Annotated in this window: 20 protein-coding genes and 1 riboswitch; of the genes, 12 read left to right on the top strand and 8 right to left on the bottom strand. The window is 72.3% G+C overall.

Annotation, left to right across the window (positions count from 1 at the left end):
- The first annotated feature begins 33 nt into the window (after nucleotides 1-33).
- Entirely contained in the window at nucleotides 34-450 is a 417-nt protein-coding gene (locus ACFYP0_RS18540) for a hypothetical protein (protein WP_356980164.1), read from the top strand.
- Between the two features lie 177 nt (nucleotides 451-627).
- Here ACFYP0_RS18540 and pseI read toward each other — a convergent pair whose 3' ends face one another.
- The gene (gene pseI / locus ACFYP0_RS18535; RefSeq protein WP_386996853.1) at nucleotides 628-1,680 is read right to left on the bottom strand and encodes a pseudaminic acid synthase; all 1,053 of its coding nucleotides are present in this window, start codon (nucleotides 1,678-1,680) and stop codon (nucleotides 628-630) included.
- A gap of 133 nt (nucleotides 1,681-1,813) precedes the next feature.
- Nucleotides 1,814-2,977, bottom strand: a complete 1,164-nt coding sequence (locus ACFYP0_RS18530) for a glycosyltransferase family 2 protein (protein WP_386996851.1) — start codon at nucleotides 2,975-2,977, stop codon at nucleotides 1,814-1,816.
- 298 nt (nucleotides 2,978-3,275) lie between these two features.
- Between ACFYP0_RS18530 and ACFYP0_RS18525 the strand changes: the two genes are divergently transcribed.
- The 5 genes from ACFYP0_RS18525 (at nucleotide 3,276) to ACFYP0_RS18505 (ending at nucleotide 8,309) form a co-directional block, all read left to right on the top strand.
- A complete protein-coding gene (locus ACFYP0_RS18525; RefSeq protein WP_355500827.1) occupies nucleotides 3,276-4,511 on the top strand; it encodes an acyltransferase family protein in 1,236 nt (411 codons plus the stop codon).
- A gap of 92 nt (nucleotides 4,512-4,603) precedes the next feature.
- Nucleotides 4,604-5,026, top strand: a complete 423-nt coding sequence (locus tag ACFYP0_RS18520) for a hypothetical protein (protein WP_355500824.1) — start codon at nucleotides 4,604-4,606, stop codon at nucleotides 5,024-5,026.
- Between the two features lie 133 nt (nucleotides 5,027-5,159).
- Entirely contained in the window at nucleotides 5,160-5,930 is a 771-nt protein-coding gene (locus ACFYP0_RS18515) for a hypothetical protein (RefSeq protein ID WP_355500821.1), read from the top strand.
- Between the two features lie 284 nt (nucleotides 5,931-6,214).
- A riboswitch (cyclic di-AMP (ydaO/yuaA leader) is annotated at nucleotides 6,215-6,355 on the top strand.
- Between the two features lie 233 nt (nucleotides 6,356-6,588).
- Nucleotides 6,589-7,437 (top strand): C39 family peptidase, encoded by an 849-nt coding sequence (locus tag ACFYP0_RS18510; RefSeq protein ID WP_386996848.1) that lies wholly within the window; start codon nucleotides 6,589-6,591, stop codon nucleotides 7,435-7,437.
- 125 nt (nucleotides 7,438-7,562) lie between these two features.
- The gene (locus ACFYP0_RS18505; protein WP_355500815.1) at nucleotides 7,563-8,309 is read left to right on the top strand and encodes an alpha/beta fold hydrolase; all 747 of its coding nucleotides are present in this window, start codon (nucleotides 7,563-7,565) and stop codon (nucleotides 8,307-8,309) included.
- 4 nt (nucleotides 8,310-8,313) lie between these two features.
- Here ACFYP0_RS18505 and ACFYP0_RS18500 read toward each other — a convergent pair whose 3' ends face one another.
- The 4 genes from ACFYP0_RS18500 to ACFYP0_RS18485 all read right to left on the bottom strand — a co-directional run bounded on the left by ACFYP0_RS18500 (nucleotide 8,314) and on the right by ACFYP0_RS18485 (nucleotide 13,385).
- Nucleotides 8,314-9,984, bottom strand: coding sequence for a CDP-glycerol glycerophosphotransferase family protein (locus tag ACFYP0_RS18500; RefSeq protein WP_355500812.1), 1,671 nt, complete (start codon nucleotides 9,982-9,984; stop codon nucleotides 8,314-8,316).
- Nucleotides 9,985-10,017: 33 nt separating this feature from the next.
- A complete protein-coding gene (locus tag ACFYP0_RS18495) occupies nucleotides 10,018-11,535 on the bottom strand; it encodes a bifunctional cytidylyltransferase/SDR family oxidoreductase (RefSeq protein ID WP_124854626.1) in 1,518 nt (505 codons plus the stop codon).
- A gap of 145 nt (nucleotides 11,536-11,680) precedes the next feature.
- Nucleotides 11,681-12,457 carry an ABC transporter ATP-binding protein gene (locus ACFYP0_RS18490; protein WP_036412239.1) on the bottom strand — a complete coding sequence of 259 codons (777 nt, stop codon included), beginning with the start codon at nucleotides 12,455-12,457 and terminating at the stop codon, nucleotides 11,681-11,683.
- 34 nt (nucleotides 12,458-12,491) lie between these two features.
- Nucleotides 12,492-13,385 carry an ABC transporter permease gene (locus tag ACFYP0_RS18485; RefSeq protein ID WP_124854625.1) on the bottom strand — a complete coding sequence of 298 codons (894 nt, stop codon included), beginning with the start codon at nucleotides 13,383-13,385 and terminating at the stop codon, nucleotides 12,492-12,494.
- Between the two features lie 180 nt (nucleotides 13,386-13,565).
- On the opposite strand from ACFYP0_RS18485, the gene ACFYP0_RS18480 reads away from it, so the two are divergent.
- The 3 genes from ACFYP0_RS18480 (at nucleotide 13,566) to ACFYP0_RS18470 (ending at nucleotide 18,427) form a co-directional block, all read left to right on the top strand.
- Entirely contained in the window at nucleotides 13,566-14,204 is a 639-nt protein-coding gene (locus ACFYP0_RS18480) for a TetR/AcrR family transcriptional regulator (RefSeq protein ID WP_355500808.1), read from the top strand.
- Nucleotides 14,205-14,329: 125 nt separating this feature from the next.
- On the top strand, nucleotides 14,330-16,441 hold the full coding sequence (locus ACFYP0_RS18475; RefSeq protein WP_355500805.1) for a DUF6077 domain-containing protein: 2,112 nt from the start codon (nucleotides 14,330-14,332) through the stop codon (nucleotides 16,439-16,441).
- 228 nt (nucleotides 16,442-16,669) lie between these two features.
- Nucleotides 16,670-18,427, top strand: a complete 1,758-nt coding sequence (locus tag ACFYP0_RS18470) for a CDP-glycerol glycerophosphotransferase family protein (RefSeq protein WP_355500802.1) — start codon at nucleotides 16,670-16,672, stop codon at nucleotides 18,425-18,427.
- 106 nt (nucleotides 18,428-18,533) lie between these two features.
- Here the strand turns inward: ACFYP0_RS18470 and ACFYP0_RS18465 are convergent, their stop codons facing one another.
- A complete protein-coding gene (locus ACFYP0_RS18465; RefSeq protein ID WP_124854622.1) occupies nucleotides 18,534-18,872 on the bottom strand; it encodes a DUF952 domain-containing protein in 339 nt (112 codons plus the stop codon).
- Nucleotides 18,873-18,985: 113 nt separating this feature from the next.
- Between ACFYP0_RS18465 and ACFYP0_RS18460 the strand changes: the two genes are divergently transcribed.
- The 3 genes from ACFYP0_RS18460 to ACFYP0_RS18450 all read left to right on the top strand — a co-directional run bounded on the left by ACFYP0_RS18460 (nucleotide 18,986) and on the right by ACFYP0_RS18450 (nucleotide 21,581).
- Entirely contained in the window at nucleotides 18,986-19,297 is a 312-nt protein-coding gene (locus ACFYP0_RS18460; protein WP_355500799.1) for a hypothetical protein, read from the top strand.
- A gap of 187 nt (nucleotides 19,298-19,484) precedes the next feature.
- Nucleotides 19,485-20,141 carry a response regulator transcription factor gene (locus ACFYP0_RS18455; RefSeq protein ID WP_091401433.1) on the top strand — a complete coding sequence of 219 codons (657 nt, stop codon included), beginning with the start codon at nucleotides 19,485-19,487 and terminating at the stop codon, nucleotides 20,139-20,141.
- 9 nt (nucleotides 20,142-20,150) lie between these two features.
- Nucleotides 20,151-21,581 (top strand): sensor histidine kinase, encoded by a 1,431-nt coding sequence (locus ACFYP0_RS18450; RefSeq protein ID WP_355500797.1) that lies wholly within the window; start codon nucleotides 20,151-20,153, stop codon nucleotides 21,579-21,581.
- A 10-nt stretch (nucleotides 21,582-21,591) separates the two neighbouring features.
- On the opposite strand, the gene ACFYP0_RS18445 is transcribed toward ACFYP0_RS18450, so the two are convergent.
- Entirely contained in the window at nucleotides 21,592-22,548 is a 957-nt protein-coding gene (locus tag ACFYP0_RS18445) for a TAXI family TRAP transporter solute-binding subunit (protein ID WP_386996842.1), read from the bottom strand.
- Nucleotides 22,549-22,602 lie beyond the last annotated feature (54 nt).

The raw sequence follows: 22,602 nt of genomic DNA, 5'->3' as shown, positions 1-22,602 counted from the left end.
CCGGTGCGGCCAGCACGGCACGGCAGGGCGGTCGTGCCGCGTCCGGTGCCGGGGCTGCTCGTCGCCGCCGAGCAGCATCTGCGCATCGGGTCGCCGGCCGCGATGGCCGACGCGGTGACCCGCAGTCACCTCGACGATGGACGGTGCGTCGGCTGGTACGGCCCACCGGCGCCCGGCTGGCGGGTGGCCGTCGACGCGGAGCGCGCCGACGCCCCGGTGCCCCCGGCGCTGGCCCGCCGGTTCGGCACGGCGGACTTCTGGGCCCGCTGGACCCGGGCCGAATGCTGGTGCAAGTTGGCCGATGTGTCGGTGGCGGCCTGGTGGCGGCGCCATGGTCTGGGTACGCCGGCCGACGGGTCGGCGATCTGGCGGACCCTCTGGGTGGACGACCTGGTGGTCACCGTCGGCTTCGCCCCGACCCCCACCCCCAACCCCGCACCAACGGCGTAACCAAACCACCGACGCGCCCCCACCCCACCCCCACCCACGCCGCCGATCTTGCAGTTTGTGTTGGTTGGATGTCCCTAAAGCGCTGTTTGTCGGGACAGAAAGTGCAAGATCGGCGGCGTGGGCGTGGGGCGCGGGGGCGCGTGGGGCGCGTGGGGCGGGGGGTGGGTGGGGCGGGGGTTAGATCTGGTCCCAGCTCAGGGGGGTGCCGCGCGGGACGTCGGTGGCGAAGGTACGGCCCAGGACCCGGTCGATCTCCACGGGCGCCAGCCCGCCGGCCGGCCGGATCGAGCGGACGTTGTGCGCGGTCACCGGATCACCGGCCCGGACGTCCTCGACCACGAAGAGCGACCGGCGGAACCGTAGCCCCTCCCGCTCGGCGGGGGTCGGTCCGATCGCGGTGCCGCCCAGCGCCTCGTACGCGCGACCGGCCTCGGCAACCAGGGCCGTGAGTTCCGCCGGGTTCAGGGAGAAGTCCGAGTCAACGCCGCCGTCGGCCCGGTCCAGCGTCACGTGCTTCTCGATGAAGCAGGCGCCGAGCGCCACCGAGGCGAGGGCCACCCCGATGCCGGGGGTGTGGTCGGAGAGCCCGACCGGCACGTCGAAGGCGCCGGCCAGCACGGGCAACCGGCGCAGGTTGCTGTCGGCCGGCGGCGCCGGGTAGGACGCGGTGCAGGCCAGCAGGACGATGCCCGCCGCGCCGCCGGCCCGGGCGGTGCGTACGGCGGCGTCGATCTCGGCGACCGTCGCCATTCCGGTGGAGATCACCATCGGCTTGCCGGTGCTGGCCACCAGTCGGATCAGCGGCAGGTCGACCAGCTCCGACGAGGCGATCTTGTACGCGGGGGCGTCCAGCGACTCCAACAGCTCCACGGCGGTCGCGTCGAACGGCGACGAGAAGACGGTCAGGCCCCGCTCGCGGGCCCGTTCGAAGATCGGGGCGTGCCACTCGTACGGGGTGTGCGCGCGTTCGTAGAGGCGGTACAGGTTCTCCCCGCCCCACAGCTCGTGCCCGCTGGAGATCCGGAACGCCGGGGTGTCGACGTCGATGGTGATGGTGTCCGGCCGGTACGTCTGGAGCTTGAGCGCGTGCGCCCCGCTCGCGGCCACCGCGTCGACGATGGCCAGCGCACGGTTCAGATCGCCGTTGTGGTTGCCGGACATCTCGGCGACCACGAACGGTCGCTCCCCGGCACCGACCGCGTGCGGTCCGATCTTGATTGTCGCCGTCATTCCGACCTCTGCTCAGGTACGTCCGCACCGGGGTGCGGTGGTGCTGTCGTCGTCCACCCGGCGGGCGGACGACCTGGAAAACGAGGGCGCCGGGAGCCGCCCCGGCTCCCGGCGTGCTGCGGGGTGGGGTCGATCACGGCAGCCGGCCGACGGCCAGCGCGTCGCGCCGCTCCGGCGCGAGCCCACCGTCGCGCGTCGGCCCGGCGCTCGCCCCTCGCCTCGGGTCCTCGTCGGCGGCGAGTGAACCGCCGTCGGCGCCGACCGCCGGGCCGGGTCGACGCAGGCGACCAGCGACCCGGTGGGCCTGGCGCAGCGCCGAGTACGCGACCCAGTCACCGCGCCCGACGAGGCGGTGCTTGAGCCCGGTCACCCCCGGGGGCAGCGGGTAGCCGCCGGTGGGCAGGTAGCGACGGTAGTGCGCGGCGGCCCGGTGGAAGAAGTCGCGCCGCAGGTGTGGGTGCAGCCGGCCGTCGTTGCCCACCACCACCAGGTAGTGGCTGATCATCAGCTCGAACAGCTCGGCCTGCAACCGCTCGTCCGGGTGCTTCCGGGCGACCCAGTCCATCAGCCGCTCGTACTGGGCGAAGGCGTCGAAGTGCCGGCCGCTGCGGGTGGAGGTGATCGCGCCCTGGCGGCCCTGCCGGTACAGGTAGCAGACCCGGTCCAGCACGGAGATCTTCTCGGCCCCGATCAGCAGGGGATGGCTGAACGGGATGTCCTCGTACCAGCCGGGGAAGAACCGCAGCTCCAGCTCGTCCATGAAGTCCCGGCGGACCACCTTGTTCCAGGCGGTGTGCTGTACCCGCAGCAGCTGCGGTTGGTCGGCCAACCGGGTCACGCCGGTGATCCCGCGCAGCAGCGCGCTGCTCGCGTCGACCTCCCGCCGGCCGTCCTCGTGCATCCGCAGGTGGTCGAGCATCAGCACGTCGGGCTGGTGCTGGCGCAGCCGGTCCAGCACCGCCGCGATCGTGCCCGGTGATAACCAGTCGTCGCTGTCGACGAACCAGACGTACCGGCCGGTGGCCACGTCGAGCCCGGCGTTGCGGGCCAGCCCCAGACCCACGTTGCTGCTCAGGTGCACGACGCGCACGCCGTCGCGGCTGACCGCGTACGAGCGGAGCATGTCGCCGCAGCCGTCCGGGGAGGCGTCGTCGACGGCGATCAGCTCGACCGCGTCCGACTCGCCCGCCGGGATGTCGGCCCGGATCGACTCGAGGCACTGGTACAGGTACGCCTCGACGCCGTACACGGGCACGACGATGCTCAGCAGCGGTGCGGGCGTCGGCTCATTGACCACGTCCGCCACCTTCGACGACCCGGGTGGCCGGCCCCGGAACCTGACGTTGCCGCCGATGGTGGACTCTCTGAACTCCCGCCCAGCGGAGGGTTAACGCCGGCCAGCGGGCGGTTTCCGGGTCGGGGATCGCGGGCTCGTGGGGCGGGTGGGATGCGTCCGGTTCACCCGGGAGTGACCCGGTAGGGTGCCTCGGTGCGGCCCTGCCGGGTCGTCGTGGGCGTCGCCGTCGCGCCGTCCGACGCCGCGACGAGGAGGCTACGACCGTGCTGGTGACCCTGCCGAGCGCCGGGATCCCGGCATGACGAGCGTCGCCGCGACGTCGGCTGCCCGGCCCGCACCCGCCCCGCCCCGGCTGCCCTCGCTGACCGGGCTGCGTTGGATCGCCGCGCTGCTGGTCTTCGGCTTTCACGCCGGCACCATGCGGATCATCGCCGAGCCGGACTACAAGGCCGTCATCGACGCGTTGTTCACCCTCGGCCTCTCCGGGGTGCAGTTCTTCTTCATCCTCAGCGGTTTCGTGCTGGTCTGGTCGGCCCGCGAGGGGGACTCCCGGCTCACCTTCTGGCGGCGACGGATCGCCAAGATCTACCCGAACCACCTGGTGCTGTTCGCGGCGACGCTGGCGGTCGCCTGGTGGTTCGCCGACCCGGTCCTGCCGGCGGCGGCGTTGGAGAACCTGCTGTTGTTGCAGGCGTGGGACCCCCGGCCGGGCTGGTTCTACAGCATCAACACCGTCAGCTGGTCGCTGTCCTGCGAGTTCTTCTTCTACCTCTGTCTGCCGCTGGCGCTGCCACTGCTGCGCCGGGCCCGGCCGAAGCTGCTCTGGGCGCTGATCGTCGCGCTACCGCTGCTGATCCTCGCGCTCTGGCCGGCGCAGGAGTTGGTGCCGGAGGTGAGCCGCTGGTGGTTCACCCAGATCTTCCCGCCGGTGCGGTCGCTGGAGTTCTGGTTGGGCGCGGTGGCGGCCGAGTTGATGCGCCGGGGGCTCTGGCGCGGTCCCGGTCTGACAGTGGCCAGCGGGATCTTCCTGGTCACCTGGGTGGCGGCCGCGCAGTGGATCCGTGCCGAGCTGTGGACCACGCTGCTCGCGGTCGCGTACCTGTTGGTGATCACCGCGGCCGCGGACGCGGACGTGCGGGGTCGGCGCTCGCCGTGGCGGTCCCGGCCGGTGGTCTGGCTCGGTGAGGTCTCGTTCGCCTTCTACCTGGTGCACGTGCTGGTGATGACGAGCGTGCTGCGCTGGAGCGGCACCTGGGGGATCGGCTTCGCGGGCTGGCGTGGCCCGGCCGTGGTGCTCGGCTTCCTGGCGGCGAACCTGATCCTTGCCGGGCTGCTGCACCGCTTCGTCGAAACCCCGATGATGCGCCGGCTCGCGCCGCGCCGTGCGGCCCCTCCAGCGCCCCTCCCCCGACAACGCGCGGCCGGCGACGACGACGCACGAGACCCCGCGAGCAGCGCCCGCGGCGAGGTCGACGGACCTGCCGACGAGGTCGGTCGGTCCGACGGTCGATCAACGTACGTCGACCTGCGCTGACAACGTCCACCCTGGTCAACGGGGTCGGCGCGGCGTGATCCGACACGCCCGTGGTCGGTGCGCCCGGGTCGGCGCGACGGTAGCCTGGGGACGTGCTTCCGGTCGCGTTCACCTGTCCGCTGTGGTGGGTGGCGCGCTGGGCGACTCGGGTGCTGACCAGCCTCGCCGTCGTCGCGGCCCTGGCGCTCGGCGCAGGCCCGGCCACGGCCGCCACGCCAACACCCGGCCCGGTGCCGACGTCGAGCGCGGTGCCGGCCTCGGTCGCCGTCGGGTCTCTGGCGGTCTCCTACCGGCACTCCGAGGCGCACAGTGCGGCCCGCCCGGCCCCGGCGATTCCGCCGGAGGCCGCCGAGGGGTCGGTCCCGACATGGTCGGTCGACACGCTGATGGCGTTCCCCGGCGATCAAGGCACCATCGCGGCCGGCGTGCTGCCGGCCCGCACGGCCGAATCCGACCGGCTGTCCCTCGTCGACGCAGCTGGCGGTCGGGCTTCCCGGGCCCCACCCGGGCGCTGAGCCACCGGGACGACCGTCCCGGCACCGCGCCCTGTCGACCCACCCGCTCCCTGACCCGCCGCCCCTTGGCCCGCCATGGCCCGCCGGTCGGCGCGGCTCCCCATCGCACTGCTCTCTCCCCGAGGTGCCGACCATGGAGACCGTCGTCTTCTACCAGTTCGTGACCGAGGTGCCGCAAGCCGCCGCCATCTGGTCGACGCTGTTCCTGCTGACCCTGGGCCTGCTCGCCGTGCTGGCCGCCCGCCCCGAACGGGACCGGCCCACGGACGACCCGCTCCCGGCCGGGCCCACTCCTCGGGAGGTGGCCGCCGCCGAGGCCGTCGACCTGCGCCGCTACGCCGAGGAGGTGGCCGTCGCCGCGGCCGGCGCGGCCACCACCGCCAAACGCTGGCGTGCCGCCTGGCTGACTGCTCAGGAGCAGCTGGAGCAGGCATGGATCGGGTACGACGAGGCGGATGCCGTCGCGCGTCGCTTCGCTGGGGCCGGGGCGCTGCCCACCCCGCAGACCCCGCACACCCCCGCCGAGTACGCCGCCCGGGAACGCTATCTGCACCGGGCGGCGATGGCGGCGTACTGGCGGGGCGACCTGACCATGGCGCAGCTCGGCGACGTGTTCGGGCACCGGCGCGGCTGGGATCCCCGGCGACACCCGGTTGAACAGGAGGTGCTGATCAGCCGGGTGGTCCGGGATGCGCGGCTGGCCGACTACCAGGTGGCCGCCGACCGTGAGCGGGCCGCCTGGCGCGACGCGGAGTTGGCCGCCGAGTCGGCTCGTGCCCTCGCCGAGGAGGCGTACGCGGCGGCGGCCCGGCTCCGCCCGACCCTGGTGCCGGCGCGCCGCACGGTGGCCGGAGCGTTGCGTCCCGCCGTCGTGGCACGGTGGCGCCCGGCCCGGGTGGGTTGAGCCCAATCCGTGATGTGAGGCCGGTCACCCAATTGCGAAATCGGACGTCCGACGCGATCGGCAGGATTGTTCCCGCGATTGTGGCCGCGTTTTTTGCGGCCTGTCCGGTTGTCGCCCGCAGGCGTCGCCGTAACCGGTTGTCCCATCGAGTCACATCATCGGCAATACGCGCAGAAATTGTCGCGCCGATTGGGGTTTACGCAGGTGAACCTGGCTTGGCAGGGCGTTGAGACGCCAGTAGTGTCGTCCCGTCCGGTGCGGTAACCGATCGCAAGACGCGACGCCGCGCCGACCCGCTTAATCGTGATCAACGAACCGGGGACCCACCAGTAAGTCCGGGGTGAATCCGCGAGCCACGGCCCGCGGTAGGGCGTCTTCCCGCCCGAATCCGTCAGCTAACCCGGTAGGCGGTGTCGGAAGGAGTCCCATCCTCGTGCAGCACCTTTCCACCCCTCGGCTGTTCCCTCGCCTCCACGGCGCGGCGGTGCACCCGCTCAATCGTCGCGTGACGGTGAGCTGACCCCCCGGGTCATCGCCTTCCCCGCCCGGCCGCGCCGGGCGTTCCCCTGAGCGGTTCACCATCCGCGGACCACGGTCCGCGCGCTGGCGCCTGCCCGGATACCGGTCCGGCCCCGGTGTGCCGCTCACCCCCCGATCCGTGGAGGACCCCGTGAAGCACACCCTGCAGCGTCAGCTCCGCCGCCTCGCCACCCAGCGCCCGTACCAGATCGTCGTCGCCTCCGCCGCGGCCCTCGCGATCGCCACCACCACCGGCGCCCTGCTCACCACTGCCGACGACGCCCCGGCCGGCCAGCGCACCGCGACAACGGTCGCCGAGATGCGCAGCGACGTCGCCGCCTCCCGCGGCGAGGCGCGGGACGCGTCCCCCTCCGCCAGCGCCGCGCCGACCACGGCCGCCCCGGCCACCAGCGCCGCCTCGCCCGCCGCCAAGGCCAAGAGCAACCCCGACCTCACCCGTAAGCCGACGCCGCCGAAGCCCCCCGCGACGAAGGTGCTCGACTACGACTACGAGGCGCAGAACACCTACTACAACTGCGGCCCGGCGGCCACCCGCAACGCGCTCAGCGCCGCCGGGATCGACCGCACCCAGAGTGAGCTCGGCGCCGAGCTGGGCACCACCGAGATGGGCACCAACTCGGCCCTGGACACCACCCGGGTGCTCAACGCCGAGGTGAAGGGCTCCCCGTACCGGACCCGGATGTTCGCCGGCGCGCCCAGCCCGGCCCAGATGGACCAGCTCCAGGCCGACGTCGTCAAGGCCATCACCGACGGCCGTGGCGTGGTCGCCAACGTCGTCGGCGACGCCACCGACACTGCCGGCGGCTGGCACTCCTACGGTGGCGGTCACTACATCGCCGTCGTGGGTTACAAGGACAACGGCCGCACCGTGCGGATCGCCGACTCGGCGAACCCGGCCGACGCGTCGTACTGGATCACCACGATCAACCTGGCCAACTGGATCGCCAGCCGGGGCTACTCCGCCTGACCCAGGCAACGCTGGACCGCCGCGGGCGCCGTCCCCTACAAGGGGCCGGCGCCCGCGGCGTTTGTCCACGCGGTCCGTCATCGACGGCTCTCGTACCCGACCGTGAACCGTGGGAGACTGCGGCCGTGGTGGAGAAGACGGGTGGTGACGCCGGCCGCAGGCCGGTCCTGCTGCTGCTGCACGGCATGGGAGCGACCGGGGACGTGTGGTTGTCCTGGGCGCCCTACCTTGAGCAGCACTGGCCCGGGCGGTGGCTGGCACCGGACCTCGCCGGCCACGGCTGGGCGTCGCCGCTGCCGTCGTACTCCTTCGCGGGCTTCGCCCAGCAGATCGCGCAGGCCCTCGCCCCCGACGACCGGCTGGTCGTGCTCGGGCACTCGCTGGGTGGGGTGGTCGGCCTGGCGCTGGCCGCCCGCGACGCCGGGACGCCGGTGGACGCGGTGGTCGGGCTGGGCATCAAGGCACTCTGGTCACCCGCCGAGCTGACCCGTGCCGCCGAGGTCGCCGCCCGACCGGTGAGCTGGTTCGCCAGCCGCACCGAGGCGGCTCGCCGCTACCTGCGGGTCTCCGGGCTGGTCGGCCTGGTCTCGCCGGACCACCCGGTGGTGGACGCCGGGCTGCGCCAGGTCGACGGTCGGTGGCGCCTCGCCATGGACCCGACCGCCTTCGCCGTCGGCGAGCCCGACCTGGCCGCGCTGCTGGCGGCGACCGACGTGCCGGTGGTGCTGGCGCGCGGGGAGGACGATCCGATGGTCACCGACGAACAGCTCAAGGAGTACGGCGTACCGGTCGCCACGCTGCCCGGTCTCGGGCACAACGCGCACGTGGAGGACCCGTCGGCGGTGCTGGCGCTGCTCGACCCGTACCGCTGAGCGGTTACGCCGGTGTGGACGCGGTCAGTGCCTCAGCCGGTGCCAGCTCTCGGCGGGCCGCGCTCAGAAACGCCTCGGCGTACGCCTCGGCGGGGAAGTCGCCAAGGTAACGGCGACGGGTGGCCCAGCGCTCGGCAGCCAGCGGGTCGGTGTCCAGCAGGGCGGTCAGCACTTCGTCCACGTTGGACATGTCCCGCCGCAGCACGTAACCCGAACCGGCCAGCGGGAACCGCTCCACGAACCGGTCGCCCTCGTCGCCCATGTCGGTGACCGCGTACGGCTTGCCGGAGTAGAGGAAGTCCGAAATCACGCCGGACACGTCGGAGACCAGCGCGTCGGCGGCGTTGACGCACTCGGTCAGGCTCAGCTCCCGAGCCGCCGCGCCGACCACGTGCTGGCGGCCGGTGCGGGCCCGGTCGGCGACGAGCAGCTCGGTCAGGCGGCCCAGTTGGCGGGCCGATGCCGGGTTCTGCGTGGTGTACGGGTGGGCCCGCAGGATCACCGTCGCGCCGCGCTCCAACAGTCGGCGCAGCAGGCTCTCGGCCACCGGCAGCGAGCAGTAGTCGGCGTCGGCGTGGTGCCCGGTCCAGGTCGGCGTGTAGAGCACCGTCGGGTGCGCCAACCCTCGCGCGGGCTCCGGGCGTACCTCGATCGACTCGACCTGTGGGCGACCCACCACCACGAACTTGTCCGCCGGGATCTGCACTCCGGCGCGGGCGTACCGGTCGATCGCCGCCTGCCCGGCCACGAAGATCCGGTCGAAGATCCCCGACACCGGGTTGGCGCTCGGCGCCTTGTCGCTGTCGCCGTGGTGCAGCTGGATGTGGGTGAGCTGGGTGAAGCGGACACAGTGGCTGTTCTTCGCACCGTGGTTGACGTAGAACGCCGCCCGCAGGCTCGGCACCAACGCCTCGTCCATCGCCCCCAGGGTGGGGCAGTAGACCACCGGCGCGTCGGTGGCCGCCGCGATCGGGGTCAGGAACTCCGGCTCACGCAGCACGACCAGGAACGGCCGGCCGATCCGTTCCAGGTACGGCAGCCACATGGTGACCTGGTATTCCGAGCCGGGAGGCGCGGAGAAGTAGAGCAGGAACTCCGGCTGGTGCCGGCGCAGCGCGGCGGCCACCGACCCGCCACCGGCCCGCGGCCGGAACCGTCGCCGGGCCAGGTCCAGCGCGACCGCACCGGCGCCTGCCCCGACCAGCAGGCTGGCGGCCAGGGCCACACCGGCCGGCAGGGCGAGCGCGGCGGCGAGCGCCAGGGCGGCGAGCAGCCCGAGCAGGGCCGTGCCGAGCCGGTCGGCGATCAGCGGCGTCCAGGCGCGTACCGGCAGATTGGCCGTCCGGATCTCCAGACCGCCGGCGGTGCGCAGCGGCCCCACCAGCAGCACCAGCCCCAGCAGGACCAGCCCGGTGGCGACCAGCGCGAGGTTGAGCCCCTCGTCCAACCGCCGGGAGTAACCGACCAGGATCGCCGCGGCGATCAACGCGGTCTCCGCCACCAGCTCGGCGCCGGGCCGGATCCGCTGCTCGGCGGCCGAGGCGGCCAGCGCGGCGACGGCCAACGCCAGCCCCCAGCCGGTGGCGCCGGTGAGCGCCAGCACGACAAAGGCCAGCACGGCCAACCCGGTGGTCAGGCACCGGGCGGCCAGCTTTCGGACCAGGTCGCCGCGCATGTCGCTCCGTTCGTGGTTCCGCCGCCGTCGGCGTCAGTTCGCGGACGTCGCGCCGGCCGGCGTCTCGACCCGACCCGACCCGGACTGCGCCGGCACGCTCGGCGTGGGCCCGTCACCGGGTGCCCGGCGTACGTCGATCACCTGGCCGGTCAGATCGGAGATCAGCACGTCCAGCGACGACTGGGCGACGGCCTCCGCGGCGAGCAGGGTGTGCTCCGGCTCCTCGCCGAAGGCCCGCGTCCGCATCGGGGTGGCGGTGCGCTCCGGGTTGATGCAGTTGACGCGGACACCGACGTCGGCCCACTCGTCGGCGAGCGCCTGGGTGAGGTTGACCAGGGCGGCCTTGGTGGCCGAGTAGAGCGCGTAGCGGGCCCGGCCCCGGGTGTAGGAGCTGGAGGTGTAGAGCAGCAACTGGCCCTTGGTCTGCTGGAGGTACGGGAGGGCCTGGCGGGCGATGGTCACCGGGCCGACGAAGTTGACCTGGAGCAGCCGGTCCATGGTCTCCTCGTCCATCTCGGCGAGGGCGCCCTTCTCCAGGATGCCGGCGGTGACCACCACGTGGTCGATCCGGCCGGTGGCCTCGAAGGCGGTCGTCAGCGCGGCCTCGACGTCCTCGGCCCGCTCCACGTGGGTGCCCGTGCTGGAACGGCTGAACGGGAAGACCTGGGCGCCGTAGCGCCGGGCCAGCTCGGTCAACTCGTGGCCGATGCCGTAGCTGCCGCCGAACACCACGATGGTCCGGCCGGTCAGCTCCTCGCTGTAGCTGCGGTGGTCGGTCAGTCGGGGCGCCTGCGCGGCGGCGAGCTGGAAGAGCTTGTCCGCCAGGTGCACGTCGACCGGGTGGGTGACCTTGATGTTCTCGTCCGAACCGTCGATCACCTTGATCGGGGTGCCGGGAAGGTAGCGCAGCACCACGCCGCAGTCGTCGGTGGCGGCGAAGTCCGGGTCGTCCTCGGCGATCTGGTACGCCGCCCGGATCGTGGGGGAGCGGAACGCCTGCGGGGTCTGACCCCGGCGCAGCCGGGAGCGCACCGGGATGTCGGTGATGCAGTCGTTGTCGTCGACCTGGATGATCGTGTCCGCGGAGGGGATGGCCACGTCCACGGCGTCGTAGCTCCAGAGCGCGTTGACGCACTCGCGCACGATCCGGCCGCTGAGCAGCGGGCGCACCGCGTCGTGGAAGAGGATGTTGCAGTCTTCCGGGCCGACCGCGTCCAGGGCGATCCGGGTGGTGGCGTTGCGGGTGTCACCGCCCTCGATCACCTTGGTGACCTTGCGCAGGCCGGCCTTCTCGACGATCTGCCGGGCGTCCTCGACGTGGCCGGTGGCCATCAGCACGATGATCTCGTCGATCTCCGGTGCCGCCTCGAAGACCGCCAGGGTGTGCTCGATGATCGGCTTACCGGCGATCTTCAGCAGCTGCTTCGGGATGCCGAGGCCCAGGCGGGTCCCGGTGCCGCCGGCCAGAACCACCGCCACTGTCCGTGAGGGCCGCCATGGCGTCGGGGTCTCCGCTTCGGCGTCCGGGCCAGGGGTCTGGTCCTGCGTCATTGCCGGATCCTCACTCTCAGGGATGCGTTAACGGAAGTTTCCGCCCGAGCGGCGACGGAATGAACCTTAACGCGCGGACCGCGTCGCCCCAACGCGGGCGACGCGGTCCTCAAGTGCATGTCGATGCCGGACGTTCGCTGGAACTCTACTTGCTGTTCGCGTACGCCTCGTAAGCCCGGATGACCTCGTCGGTGGGGCCATCCATCCGGATGACGCCCGATTCCAGCCAGATCGTCCGTTCGCAGGTGTCCCGTACGGAGGAGAGCTGGTGGCTGACCAGGAACACCGTCCCCGCGCCCTCCCGCAGCTCCCGCACCCGCTGCTCGCTGCGCTTGCGGAAGCCCTTGTCGCCGGTGGCGAGCGCCTCGTCGATGAGCAGCACGTCGTGCTTCTTGGCGGCGGCGATGGAGAACCGCAGCCGGGCCGCCATGCCCGACGAGTACGTCCGCATCGGCAGGCTGGCGAAGTCACCCCGCTCGTTGATCCCGGAGAAGTCGATGATCCCGGCGGCCTGCTTGGCCACGTCATCGGGGTGCATGCCCATGGCCAGGCACCCGAGGACGACGTTGCGTTCCCCGGAGAGGTCGTTGAGCAGGGCGGCGTTGACGCCCAGCAGCGACGGCTGACCCTGGGTGTGGATGGCGCCCCGGTTCACCGGCAGCAGACCGGCGATGGCCCGCAGGATGGTGGACTTGCCGGAGCCGTTGCTGCCGATCAGCCCGATCGCCTCGCCCCGGTACGCGGTGAACGAGATGCCCTTGACCGCGTGCACCTCCCGGACGTTCGGCGCATGGGTGCGCTTGACCAGCCGGCGCAGCGCGGCCACCGGCGTGGTGCCGCCAGCGGCGCCCTGGTGCACCCGGTAGATGATGTGCGCGTCGTCCACGACCACGGTCGGGATGCGCTCCTGGGTTCGGGTCATCGTCGCGCTCGCCTCGGTGGGGGCGTCGAAGTGCTCAACCACGGCCGTACTCCTGTTCGCCGCGCCAGAAGTAGATGAACCCGCCGATGCCGGCCACCAGCGCCCAACCGGCGCCGACCAGCCAGAGCTGGGTCAGCGACTCGTTGAGCAGCGGCGCCTCCTCGAGCAGCGCGTACCGCGCCAGCTCGATGTAGACCAGCAGCGGGTTGTACTGCACCACTGTCGTCGCCCAGCCGGGCAGCCGGTCGAAGAGGGTGACGCTGTAGAGGACGCCGGAGCCGTACATCCAGGTTCGCATGATGAACGGCATGACCTGCTTCAGGTCGCTCGACTTGGCGCCCAGTCGGGCCACCAGCAGCACCACGCCGGCGTTGAACACGGCCTGCAGCAGCAGCGCGGGCACCATCAGCAACCACTCCCAGGTGAGCGGCTCGCCGGTGACCAGCACGATGCCGACCAGCACCACCATCGAGGCCAGCAGTTGCTGGAACTGGGTGATCGTGGTGGACAGCGGCAGGCTGGCCCGGGGGAAGTGCAGCGCCCGGATCAGCCCCAGGTTGCTGCTGATCGACTGGGTGCCGGCCAGCACCGCGCTCTGGGTGAAGTTGAAGATGAACAACCCGGTGGTCAGGTAGGCGATGAAGTTCGGGATGCTGTTCTGTGCGAGCACCACCCCGAAGATCAGGTAGTAGACCGCCGCGTTGGTGAGCGGGGTGAGCACCTGCCAGAGCTGACCCAGCTTGGCGTTGCTGTACGAGGCGACGAGCTTGGCATTGGCGTACGCGGCGATGAAGTGCCGGTAGGCCCAGAGTCGGCGGCTGTACTCGACGAGGCTGGGTCGCTCACCGGCGACCCGTAGCCCGTGCCGAGCGGCCAGCTGCGCCTGGGTCAGGCCCGTGTCGGGGTCGACCAGCGCGGTGGTGGCCATGGAAATGGCGCTCCGATCTTTCGTGCAGACGGGGGTTGCTCGCGACGATCGAATCCTAGTGGGAAATTTGCGCGGGGCGCCGCCTCGTCGCTGCGAGGACAGTAGTCCGAAACACGTCGGGACGCAACCGTACCGTCGTTGCGCTACGCTGTCCGGCGTGACCTGCGATAAGAGCCCTCGATGACCACCGAAAAGAGGCGGGCACCGGCCGGCGCGGCGGTGCTGCGCGACGAGATCACCACGGCGATCCGCCGGGCGCTGATGCAGGAGCTCGCCGCGGTCGGCTACGGCCGGCTCTCCATCGAGGCGGTGGCCCGGCGGGCCGGCGTCAGCAAGACGGCAATCTACCGACGGTGGAGCTCGAAGCTCGACCTGGTGCTGGAGGTCGTCGCCGCTGCGGCACACGGCAAGCTCCCCGCACTGGACACCGGCACGCTGCGCGGTGACCTCGCGCTGCTCTTCCAGGTGGTGGCGCACGCACTGCGGCACCCACTGGCGTCGCAGATCATCCCGGACCTGCTGGCGGAGGCCGCCCGCAACCCCAGCATCGACGCGACCCTGCGTCAGGTGCTGCACGCCCGGCAGCAGGAGATCGGCGGTCACCTGGTCACCCGTGCCGTGCAGCGTGGCGAACTGCCCGCCGACACGGAGCTGGACGCCGCCGTCGACCTCATCGTGGGGCCGCTCTACTGGCGGCTCGCCATCGCCCGTCTCCCACTCACCGACGGCTACCTCGACAATCTGGTCGAATCCGTGGCGGCCGGGCTCGGCGCCGCCAGCGTGCTGCCCCGTCCCCGGGCGGCCCCGATCTCCGGCTGACCAGCCCTCCGACACCCGGTCGCCGGCAGCACCGGCCTCCCCGCCCGATTCCGCTACGCTGCCCCCTTGACACCCGGCCGTCACCGTGCCGATGCCCCTCATCCGCCTGACGAGTAAGGACGCCCGTGGCCAACGTCGACAGCATCGCCGTAGCGCCCGCCGAACCGGATCCGACGCCGCGGACCGGGCAGGCATCCCGACCCGTCGGCGCTCGCGCGGCGCTGTCCCGGGTACGCGCGCTGGTGGCCGCCGCCCCGGCGATGCTCACCGACGGCGCGGTGATCGCGTTCGCGCTCTTCACGGTGCTCTACCACCTGGCCTTCCTGGGAGACCTGCGTCCGTCGGTGACCTTCCGGATCTGGCTGGTGGCCTGTGTGGTGCTCGCGGTAGTGGCCGTGCTGCGCGCCCGCCGCCGCGCCCGGACCGGCAGCGCCCCGGCCGACGACGTGCCGGCCGCTGCCGAGGAGCCCGTCAGCGCACGGCCCGCCACCGACCGTCGCCTGCTGATCGGGGTTCTGGTCGCCGCCACTGTGGCCGCCGTGTCCGCCGGGGTGGCCGGGACCAGCGTCAACCTCTCCTGGTGGATCCCGGCGGTGGCCGGCCTGCTCGCCGCCGTCGGTGGCCTCCTGCTGGTGCGCCAGGCCTGGCTGAACGGCCCCGCGCCCGCCCCGGCCGCCCCGGCGCCCACCCCGGCGCAGTCGGCGTACGCGCTGGTCGTCTCGGCCCTGGTCGGCATCTCCTCGTTCTTCATGGCCCGCAACACCCCGGACGACGTCTACTACGTCGGCAAGTCGGTGTGGATCGCCGAGCGCGACCTGATCCCGCTCAACGACTTCCTGTTCTCCGATAACGTCCTGCCGGCGATGGGCTCGCAACCGCCCATCCCGTCGATCGAGGTGTTCGACGGCGCGTTCGCCAACGTCGTCGGCATCCACGCCAGCTCGGCCCTCTGGTACGTGCTACTGCCGATCATGGCGGTGATCGCGGCGCTGGCCCTGTGGCGGCTGACGCACCGGTGGGCCCCGCGCCGTCCGCTGCTCGCCTTCACGGTGGCGATCGCGTACCTCTACCTCGTCGCCGGTGACGACGCCGCACTGGGCACGTTCCACCTGCTGCGGTTGCACGAGGGCAAGGGCATGTTCGTCTCGGCGGTCATCCCGCTGATGTGGCTGTACCTGACCGAGTGGTTCGACAACCGGTCGCGGCGCAGCCTGCTGCTCATCGTGGCACTCTCGATCACCGCGATCGGCCTCACCAACACCGCGGCGATCATCCTGCCGATGCTGGTCGGCGCCGCCGGGTTCGCCATGCTGCTGGTCGGCCGCTGGAAGGCGGCCGTGGTCGCGGCGGTCGCCGCACTCGCGTACCCGATCGGCTCGCTCGTGGTCTCCCGGCTGGTGCTCGGCGGGATGACCGCGACCGGTGCGGACGACGCCTTCTTCGACGCGGCGTACACCTACAAGCGGACACTGCTGTTCGGCGTGGTCGGGGTCATCAGCGGTCTGGCGCTGTGGTGCGGCGCGTTGCTCGCCCGTCGGCGTACGCCGGCCCTGCTCGCCGCCGGCGCCGCCCTTGCGCTGAGCGTGCTGTTCGTGCCCGGAGTGCTGGAGTTGCTGAGCGCGTTGAGCGGCATCTCGGTGGTGCTCTGGCGCGTGCCGTGGCTGCTCGCCCTGCCGACGCTGATCGGTCTGCTCTGCACCGTGCGCGTGCCGGCACCGACCCCGGCGCTGCGCCGGGCGGCGTCCGGGGGCATCGCGGTGCTGCTGGTCGCCTCGTTCGCGCTGTTCGCCACCCCGATGTGGTCGTCGAAGAGCTGGGTCGAGGTGCACCCCCGCCCCACCTGGAAGCTCCCGCAGCAGCGTCAGGCGATCGCGTTCTGGATCAAGGGTCTGGACCGTCCGCAGGGTCTGCTGCTCGCCCCGAAGACGATCATGCGCACCACGCCGATCGTCACCAGCGAGGTCCGGGTCGTCCTGCCCCGCGACTTCTACCTCGTCGAGTACGACCTCAACTCCCAGTTCGCCAAGGATCGACTGCTGCTCTCCGACTTCGCCGACGGCACCGCCAGCCCGACGCCGGCCGAGCTGACGCCGGCACTGGACCGCCTCGACGTGGGCACCATCTGCGTCTACAACGGCAACCAGTACGCCCGCGACACCGCCTCGCGGCTGGGCTACCAGGAGTTCGCCAAGCGCAAGGCACCCGGTGCGATGACCTGCTTCCGGCGGCTCGGCTGAGCGCTTCACCCGCGCCGAGCGCCGACCCCCGTCATGGGGGCGGGCGCGCCCCGGTGCGGAACTTTGCCCGAAATGGTGCCGGATACCCGAGCGACACCGAGCTGTCCCCTCGCGTTAAGGTCGCAGTCACACGCAGCCGGCCGCGACTGAGCCGCTGTGCGACGGGGGAGTGACGTCGGTCCATCACGGGCACTGCCCGCAACGAAACCTTGTAGGGAGCGAACTCGTTTGTTCGGCACGTTGACAGGACGCCTCGGGGTGGCCGCCCAGAGTGCGCTACTGGTACTGGCCTACCTGGTCATGCTCGTCGGTGGCGTATTCGGCTGGGTCGGCCTGTTCGCCGTCGCCGGGTTGGCCGCCATCATCGGCGAGTTCGCCGTCGCCCGCTGGTCACCTCCGTCGCAGTTGCTGTTGGAGAAGGTGGGCCTGCACTGGTCGTACCGACAGCTGACCCGCGACCTGGCCGCCGTGTTGCTGGTCGTCGCCGAGGTGCGGCTCAACGGCGGCGAGCTGACCCTGCTGCTCGTTCTGCCGGCGGCGGTGTGGGTCGTGTCGGTCTTCGCCGGTGCGCTCTCCACCATGATCGAGCGTCGTAACCCGCTCTCCGCCATGGTGCGCAACATCGATCTGGGCCCACTGTCCAGCGCCCCCCAGCCGCCCGTCTGGGCGGCGGCGGTAGCCGGTGACCGGATGCCCCTGCTCAACCTGCTGCTGGTGCCGGCCGGTGTGGCCGCCGCGGTGCAGCACGATCCGACGCCGTTCTTCGTGGCCGGCGCGGTGGCGGTCGTGGCGACCGGTCTGGTGGGCGCCATCATCGCGCTGACCTGGCTGCGGGGTCGGGGCGCGGGGCAGGGTCCGCTGCTACCGGCGGTTCAGCGTTGGCTGGACAGCTACCGGCCGGAGGTGGCGCTCTACTTCGCCGGCCCGGCGAAGGACGTCTACCAGGCGAACATGTGGCTCGCCCCGACCGAGGCGCTCCAGCAGCGCGCGGTCGTGCTCATGCGCAGTCGGGAGGCCTTCCTGGAGCTGGCCGACACCCGGCTGCCGGTGATCTGCGTACCGGCCGGGGTCGACTTCATGAACCTCGACCTGGGCGGCATCCGCGCGGCCCTCTACTCCGCAAACGTCGGCGCGAACATCCACATGCTCCGCGAGCCGGGTACGAAGCACGTCTTCGTCGGGCACGGCGACAGCGACAAGCAGGCCAGCGTCAACCCCTACAGCAAGGTGTACGACGAGGTCTGGGTCGCCGGCCTTGCCGGCCGGGAGCGCTACGCGCGGGCCGGCGTGGGGGTGCTCGACTCGGACATCGTCGAGATCGGCCGGCCGCAGCTCGCCGGGGTGCACACCTTCGGCGCCGAGTCGGTGGACCGGCCGTTCACGGTGCTCTACGCGCCCACCTGGGAGGGTTGGCTCGACGACGACCCGTACCACACCTCGCTGGTGCTGATGGGTGAGCGGATCGTCAAGGGGCTGCTCGCCACGAACCCCCGGGTCCGCCTGATCTACAAGCCGCACCCGCTCACCGGGTCGCGGTCCAGGGCGGCGAAGGTCGTGCACGAGCGGGTCGTCACGGCGATCCGCGCGGCCGGCGGCAACCCGGACGCGTCCTCGCTGGACGGCACCGCGCACCTGGTGGTCACCGGCCGCACGCCGGCGTTGTTCGACTGCTTCAACCAGACCGACCTGCTGATCAGCGACGTCTCCAGTGTGGTGTCCGACTTCGTGCAGAGCCAGCGGCCGTACGTGGTGGCCAACCCGGCCGGCCTGTCCGAGGACGATTTCCGCCGCGAGTACCCGACGGCGCGGGCCGCCTACCTGCTCTCCAAGGACTGCGGCGAGTTGGAGAAGATCGTGTCGGTCACCCGGGCCGGTGACGACCCGATGACCGAGGCCCGCCGGGAGCTGAAGACCTACCTGCTCGGCCCCGCCGAGGAGAACCCGATGGACCGGTTCCAGCAGGAGATCGACCGGCTCTGCCACTGAGCCCCGCCACTACGGCATCGTGCCCGACCCGACACTGTCGGGTCGGGCGCGTCCGTGTCAGCCAGTAGAGCGGCCCTCGGGTCAGCCCAGCAGAGCGGCCCCCGGGTCAGCCCAGCAGAGCGGCCACCGCGTCGGCGGCCGGAAGGTCCGCCGGCAACGCCCGTGCCGCCACCACCGCCGCGACCGGCAGCGGGCCGTACACGTGCGGGAAGAGCTGCCCGCCGCGCGACGGCTCCCACCGCAGCGCGTCGCCCAGTCGCTCCTCCTCGACGCTGAGCACTGTCAACCCGGTCGCACCGGTGAAGTACCGCCGCGCCGTCTCGACCACCTGGTCGGCGCCGGAGAGATGAATGAACCCGTCCTGCCGGTCCACCGCGGAGCCGGTGAAGGCGCCGGTGGCGAGGGCGTCGTCCCATTCGGCGCTCGACAGCAGTTTGTAGATCACCACAGCAGCGTACGGGGCCGTGGCCGGCGCGCCCGCCCGGTTTTCGTCGGTACCGCCGCGCCCGTCGCCTCCCGCCGGGCATGCTCAGGTCAAGGGCCGCGGAGGGATGGGCGATGCAGAGCTACGACGATGACTGGACCGACAGCCAGCGCGCGTTGTACGACGAGTGCTACCAGGCCGGCAGCGATTGGGTCGACGACCCGGACACGTCGTCCGACGACGTGCAGCACGTGATCAACCTGGCCGAGGCGGACGATGACGCCTTCCAGGATGGCGAAATCGACTATCCGGCCCTGGTCGACGCGGTCACCCAGGCCACCGGGGTCAGCGTCACCAGCGTGCCGGCCAGCCACGAGGACCCGGGCTTCCGCGGGTTCACCGACGGCGTTCGGGACGCCACCGCCGACGACACCTTCGGCCTTTAGGGCGTGTGTCGAAGCCCCTGGCCGGCCGCCGCCCGGCCGCCGCCCGGCCGCCGCCTCGGCTCGACCGAGGACTTCGACAAACGCCCGAAGCGGCCGGTAGCCCGCCCAGCGCGGGTGGGCGGCCTCCCGGTCCGCGCGCACTTCTGCCACCATTCGCAGAACAGCGCTGCGAGGGACGGGGGCACGGGTGCGGATCCTGCTGGTGGAGGACGACCGCCGGGTGGCCGCTGCGCTGTCCTCCGCCCTCACCCGCCGAGGGTACGAGGTCGAGCACGCCGCCACCGTCGCCGCCGCGCTCTCCGCCGCGCCCTGTGACCTGGTGCTGCTCGACCTGACCCTGCCCGACGGGGACGGCACGGACCTGTGCCGGGAGCTGCGTCGGCGCAGCAGTCAGCTCGGCATCATCGCGGTGACCGCCCGGGGTGAGGAACGTGACCGGGTGCTCGGTCTGCGCCTGGGAGCGGACGACTACGTGGTCAAGCCGTTCTCGATGGTGGAGTTGCAGGCCCGGATCGAGGCGGTGTTGCGCCGTGCCGCGAACGCCGCGCCCGAGCGGCACCTCATCGAGGCCGGGCCGGTCCGCATCGACGTGGCCGCGCGGACGGTGACCGTCGACGGCCGTGCCGTCACGTTGACCCGCAAGGAGTTCGACGTGCTGCTCTCGCTGGCCCGCCAGCCCGGGGTGGCGGTGCCCCGCGATCGGATCCTGCTCGACGCCTGGGGCACCACCTGGGCCGACCGGCACACCGTCGAGGTGCACGTCGGGTCGCTGCGCGGCAAGCTCGGTGACGCCCGCCTGGTGGAGACCGTACGCGGCGTCGGCTACCGGCTGCGCGACGCGTGAGGAGCTGACGTGCGCCGTCGCCTGGTGATCAGCTATCTGCTGCTGATGGTCCTCGTCCTCATCGCGTTGGAGACCCCACTGGCCGCCACCATGGCCAGCCGTGAGACCGAACGGGTCCGCGCGGACCGGCTCGCCGACGCCACCCGGTTCGCCTCGCTGGCCGGCCCGGCGTTGCGTGACGGCGGGCCCGGCCCGATCGAGTCGGAACTGACCAGCTACGACGACCTGTACGCGATCAGCGCCGCGATCGTCGACCGGGACCGGAACATCCCGGTCTCGTCGCCGAGGTGGCAGGCCAGCCCGGGGACCGCGACGGTGCTGGACGTCGCGCTGTCCGGGCAGCAGACCAGCGCCCCCGAGTCGGTCTGGCCCTGGACGACCGACCCGGTGGTGGTGGCGGTGCCGATCAACGACGGCGGTGAGGTGCTCGGCGCGGTGGTGATCGTGACCCCGGCCGGCCCGATCCGGCGAGCCGTCGTCGTGTGGTGGCTGCTGCTCGCCCTGGCCGGTCTGCTCGCCGTGCTGGCCTGCGTGCTCACCGCGTTCGGGCTGGCCGGTTGGGTGCTGCGCCCGGTCACCGAACTGGACGCGGTCACCCACGAGATCGCCGAGGGCGACCGGGGCGCCCGGGTGCAGCACCGGCTGGGGCCGCCGGAGCTGCGCCGCCTCGCGGCCAGCTTCAACCACATGGCCGACGTGGTCTCCGACGTGATGGACCGGCAGCGTGCCTTCGTCGCGCACGCCAGCCACCAACTACGCAACCCGCTCACCGCGCTGCGGCTGCGGGTGGAGGAGTTGGGGCCCAGCCTCACCGACCCGGACGGTCGGTCCGAGCACCGGCTGGCCCTGGAGGAGACCGACCGGCTCGCGCTGGTGCTCGACGCGCTGCTCACCCTCGCCCGGGCCGAACGCGAGGAGAACGAGCGCGTCACCGTGGACGCCGCCGCGGTGGCCGCCTCGCGGGTGGCCGCGTGGGCGCCGCTGGCCCGGCACCGGTCGGTCGCGTTGCGGCTGGCCACGACCGACGCCCCGGCGTACGCCCAGACCGTGCCGACCGCCGTCGACCAGGCGCTGGACGCGCTCATCGACAACGCGGTGAAGTTCAGCGGGGCGGGCGGAGCGGTGACGGTGACGGTGGCCCGCCGCGACGGCGGGGTGGCGCTGGAGGTTCGCGACTCTGGCCCCGGCATGACCGAGAGTCAGCTCGGGCAGGCGACCGAGCGGTTCTGGCGGGCCCCGGACGCGCAGAACGTGGACGGCGCGGGGCTCGGTCTGACCATCGCCGCCGTGCTGGTGGACGCCTCGGACGGGCGGCTCACCATGCGCCCGGGGGAGTCGCGGGGGCTGATCGCCGCCCTGTGGTTCCCGACGCCGACCCTTCCGGTGGAGCCGGCGGAGGAGGAACCGGCCGCCGACCTGCGGCCCTCCCCTGCGCGGTGAGGCCCGGCCGTCACGGTTTGGTGGCGCGGTACCAGGACGCGGCGCCGGGGTGCAGCGACAGCGGCGCGGTGACGATCGCCGAGCGAGGGCTCATCCGTCCCGCCGCCGGATGGGCGGCGGCCAGCTCGGCCCGGCGGTCCATCAGCAGCCGGGTCACCTCACGGACCAACGGCTCCGGCAGGTTGGCCCGGACGATCAGGTAGTTCGGGTTGGCCACGGTGGTCACCGCGTCCACCCCGTACACGGAGCGGGGGATGTCCCGGGAGACGTAGACCTGGCCGTAGCGTGAGCGCAGCGGCTCGGTCCACTCGCTGAGGTCCACGATCCGGATGGCGCTGGTGTCGGCCAACTCCTCGATGCCCCGGACCGGCAGTCCACCGGAGAAGAAGAACGCATCGATCCGCCCGGAGCGCAGCGCTGCCACCGAGTCGTCCAGTCCGAGCCGTTCCCGACGCACCTCGTCACCACGGAGGCGGGCCACCTCCAGCAGCCGGGTCGCGGTGATCTCGGTGCCCGAGCCGGCCGCGCCGACGGAGACTCGCCGGCCGCGCAGGTCGGCGACCGTGCGGACCGGGCCGCCGCTCGTGGTGACCAGGTGCAGTTGGTCGTCGTACACCCGGGCGATGGCGTCGACCGCTGGGCTTCCCGCCGTGCTGGTGGGCAGCACGTCGGCCTGGGTGAAGCCCAACTCGGCCCCGCCGGAGCCGACGAGCTGGACGTTCTCCGCCGAGGCGGCGGTGATCACCACGCTGGCCCGTACGTCGGGGAGTTCCCGGTTGAGGATGGCCGCCAGGGACTGCCCGAACGCGTAGTAGACGGCGGTGGGACTACCGGTGGCGATCCGGATCGACGTCGGCTCGGTCGGGGCGTCCCGGCAACTGGCGACGGCCAGGTTCGCGATCAGCAGCACCGCCGACAGGGTGGCCAGGCCGGCGCGGCGCGACGAGGTACGACTCACGCGGTGCACTGTGCGCCGTCGGGCGGGCGCGCGCAAGCTCGGGGTCGACGGCGTGCCGGACGG

Source organism: Micromonospora arida (genome assembly GCF_042873195.1).
GTDB classification, from domain to species: domain Bacteria; phylum Actinomycetota; class Actinomycetes; order Mycobacteriales; family Micromonosporaceae; genus Micromonospora; species Micromonospora arida.
Note: the sequence above shows the minus strand (reverse complement) of the source record. Positions and strands in the feature narration are given on the sequence as shown.

Bases quoted from the DNA above. Each gene is read 5' to 3' on its own strand.
- ACFYP0_RS18500 (WP_355500812.1), bottom strand. From the start codon at position 9,984: ATGCGCGGCGACCTGGTCCGAAAGCTGGCCGCCCGGTGCCTGACCACC.
- ACFYP0_RS18480 (WP_355500808.1), top strand. From the start codon at position 13,566: ATGACCACCGAAAAGAGGCGGGCACCGGCCGGCGCGGCGGTGCTGCGC.
- pseI (WP_386996853.1), bottom strand. From the start codon at position 1,680: ATGACGGCGACAATCAAGATCGGACCGCACGCGGTCGGTGCCGGGGAG.
- ACFYP0_RS18495 (WP_124854626.1), bottom strand. From the start codon at position 11,535: ATGACGCAGGACCAGACCCCTGGCCCGGACGCCGAAGCGGAGACCCCG.
- ACFYP0_RS18485 (WP_124854625.1), bottom strand. From the start codon at position 13,385: ATGGCCACCACCGCGCTGGTCGACCCCGACACGGGCCTGACCCAGGCG.
- ACFYP0_RS18525 (WP_355500827.1), top strand. From the start codon at position 3,276: ATGACGAGCGTCGCCGCGACGTCGGCTGCCCGGCCCGCACCCGCCCCG.
- ACFYP0_RS18515 (WP_355500821.1), top strand. From the start codon at position 5,160: ATGGAGACCGTCGTCTTCTACCAGTTCGTGACCGAGGTGCCGCAAGCC.
- ACFYP0_RS18460 (WP_355500799.1), top strand. From the start codon at position 18,986: ATGCAGAGCTACGACGATGACTGGACCGACAGCCAGCGCGCGTTGTAC.
- ACFYP0_RS18490 (WP_036412239.1), bottom strand. From the start codon at position 12,457: ATGACCCGAACCCAGGAGCGCATCCCGACCGTGGTCGTGGACGACGCG.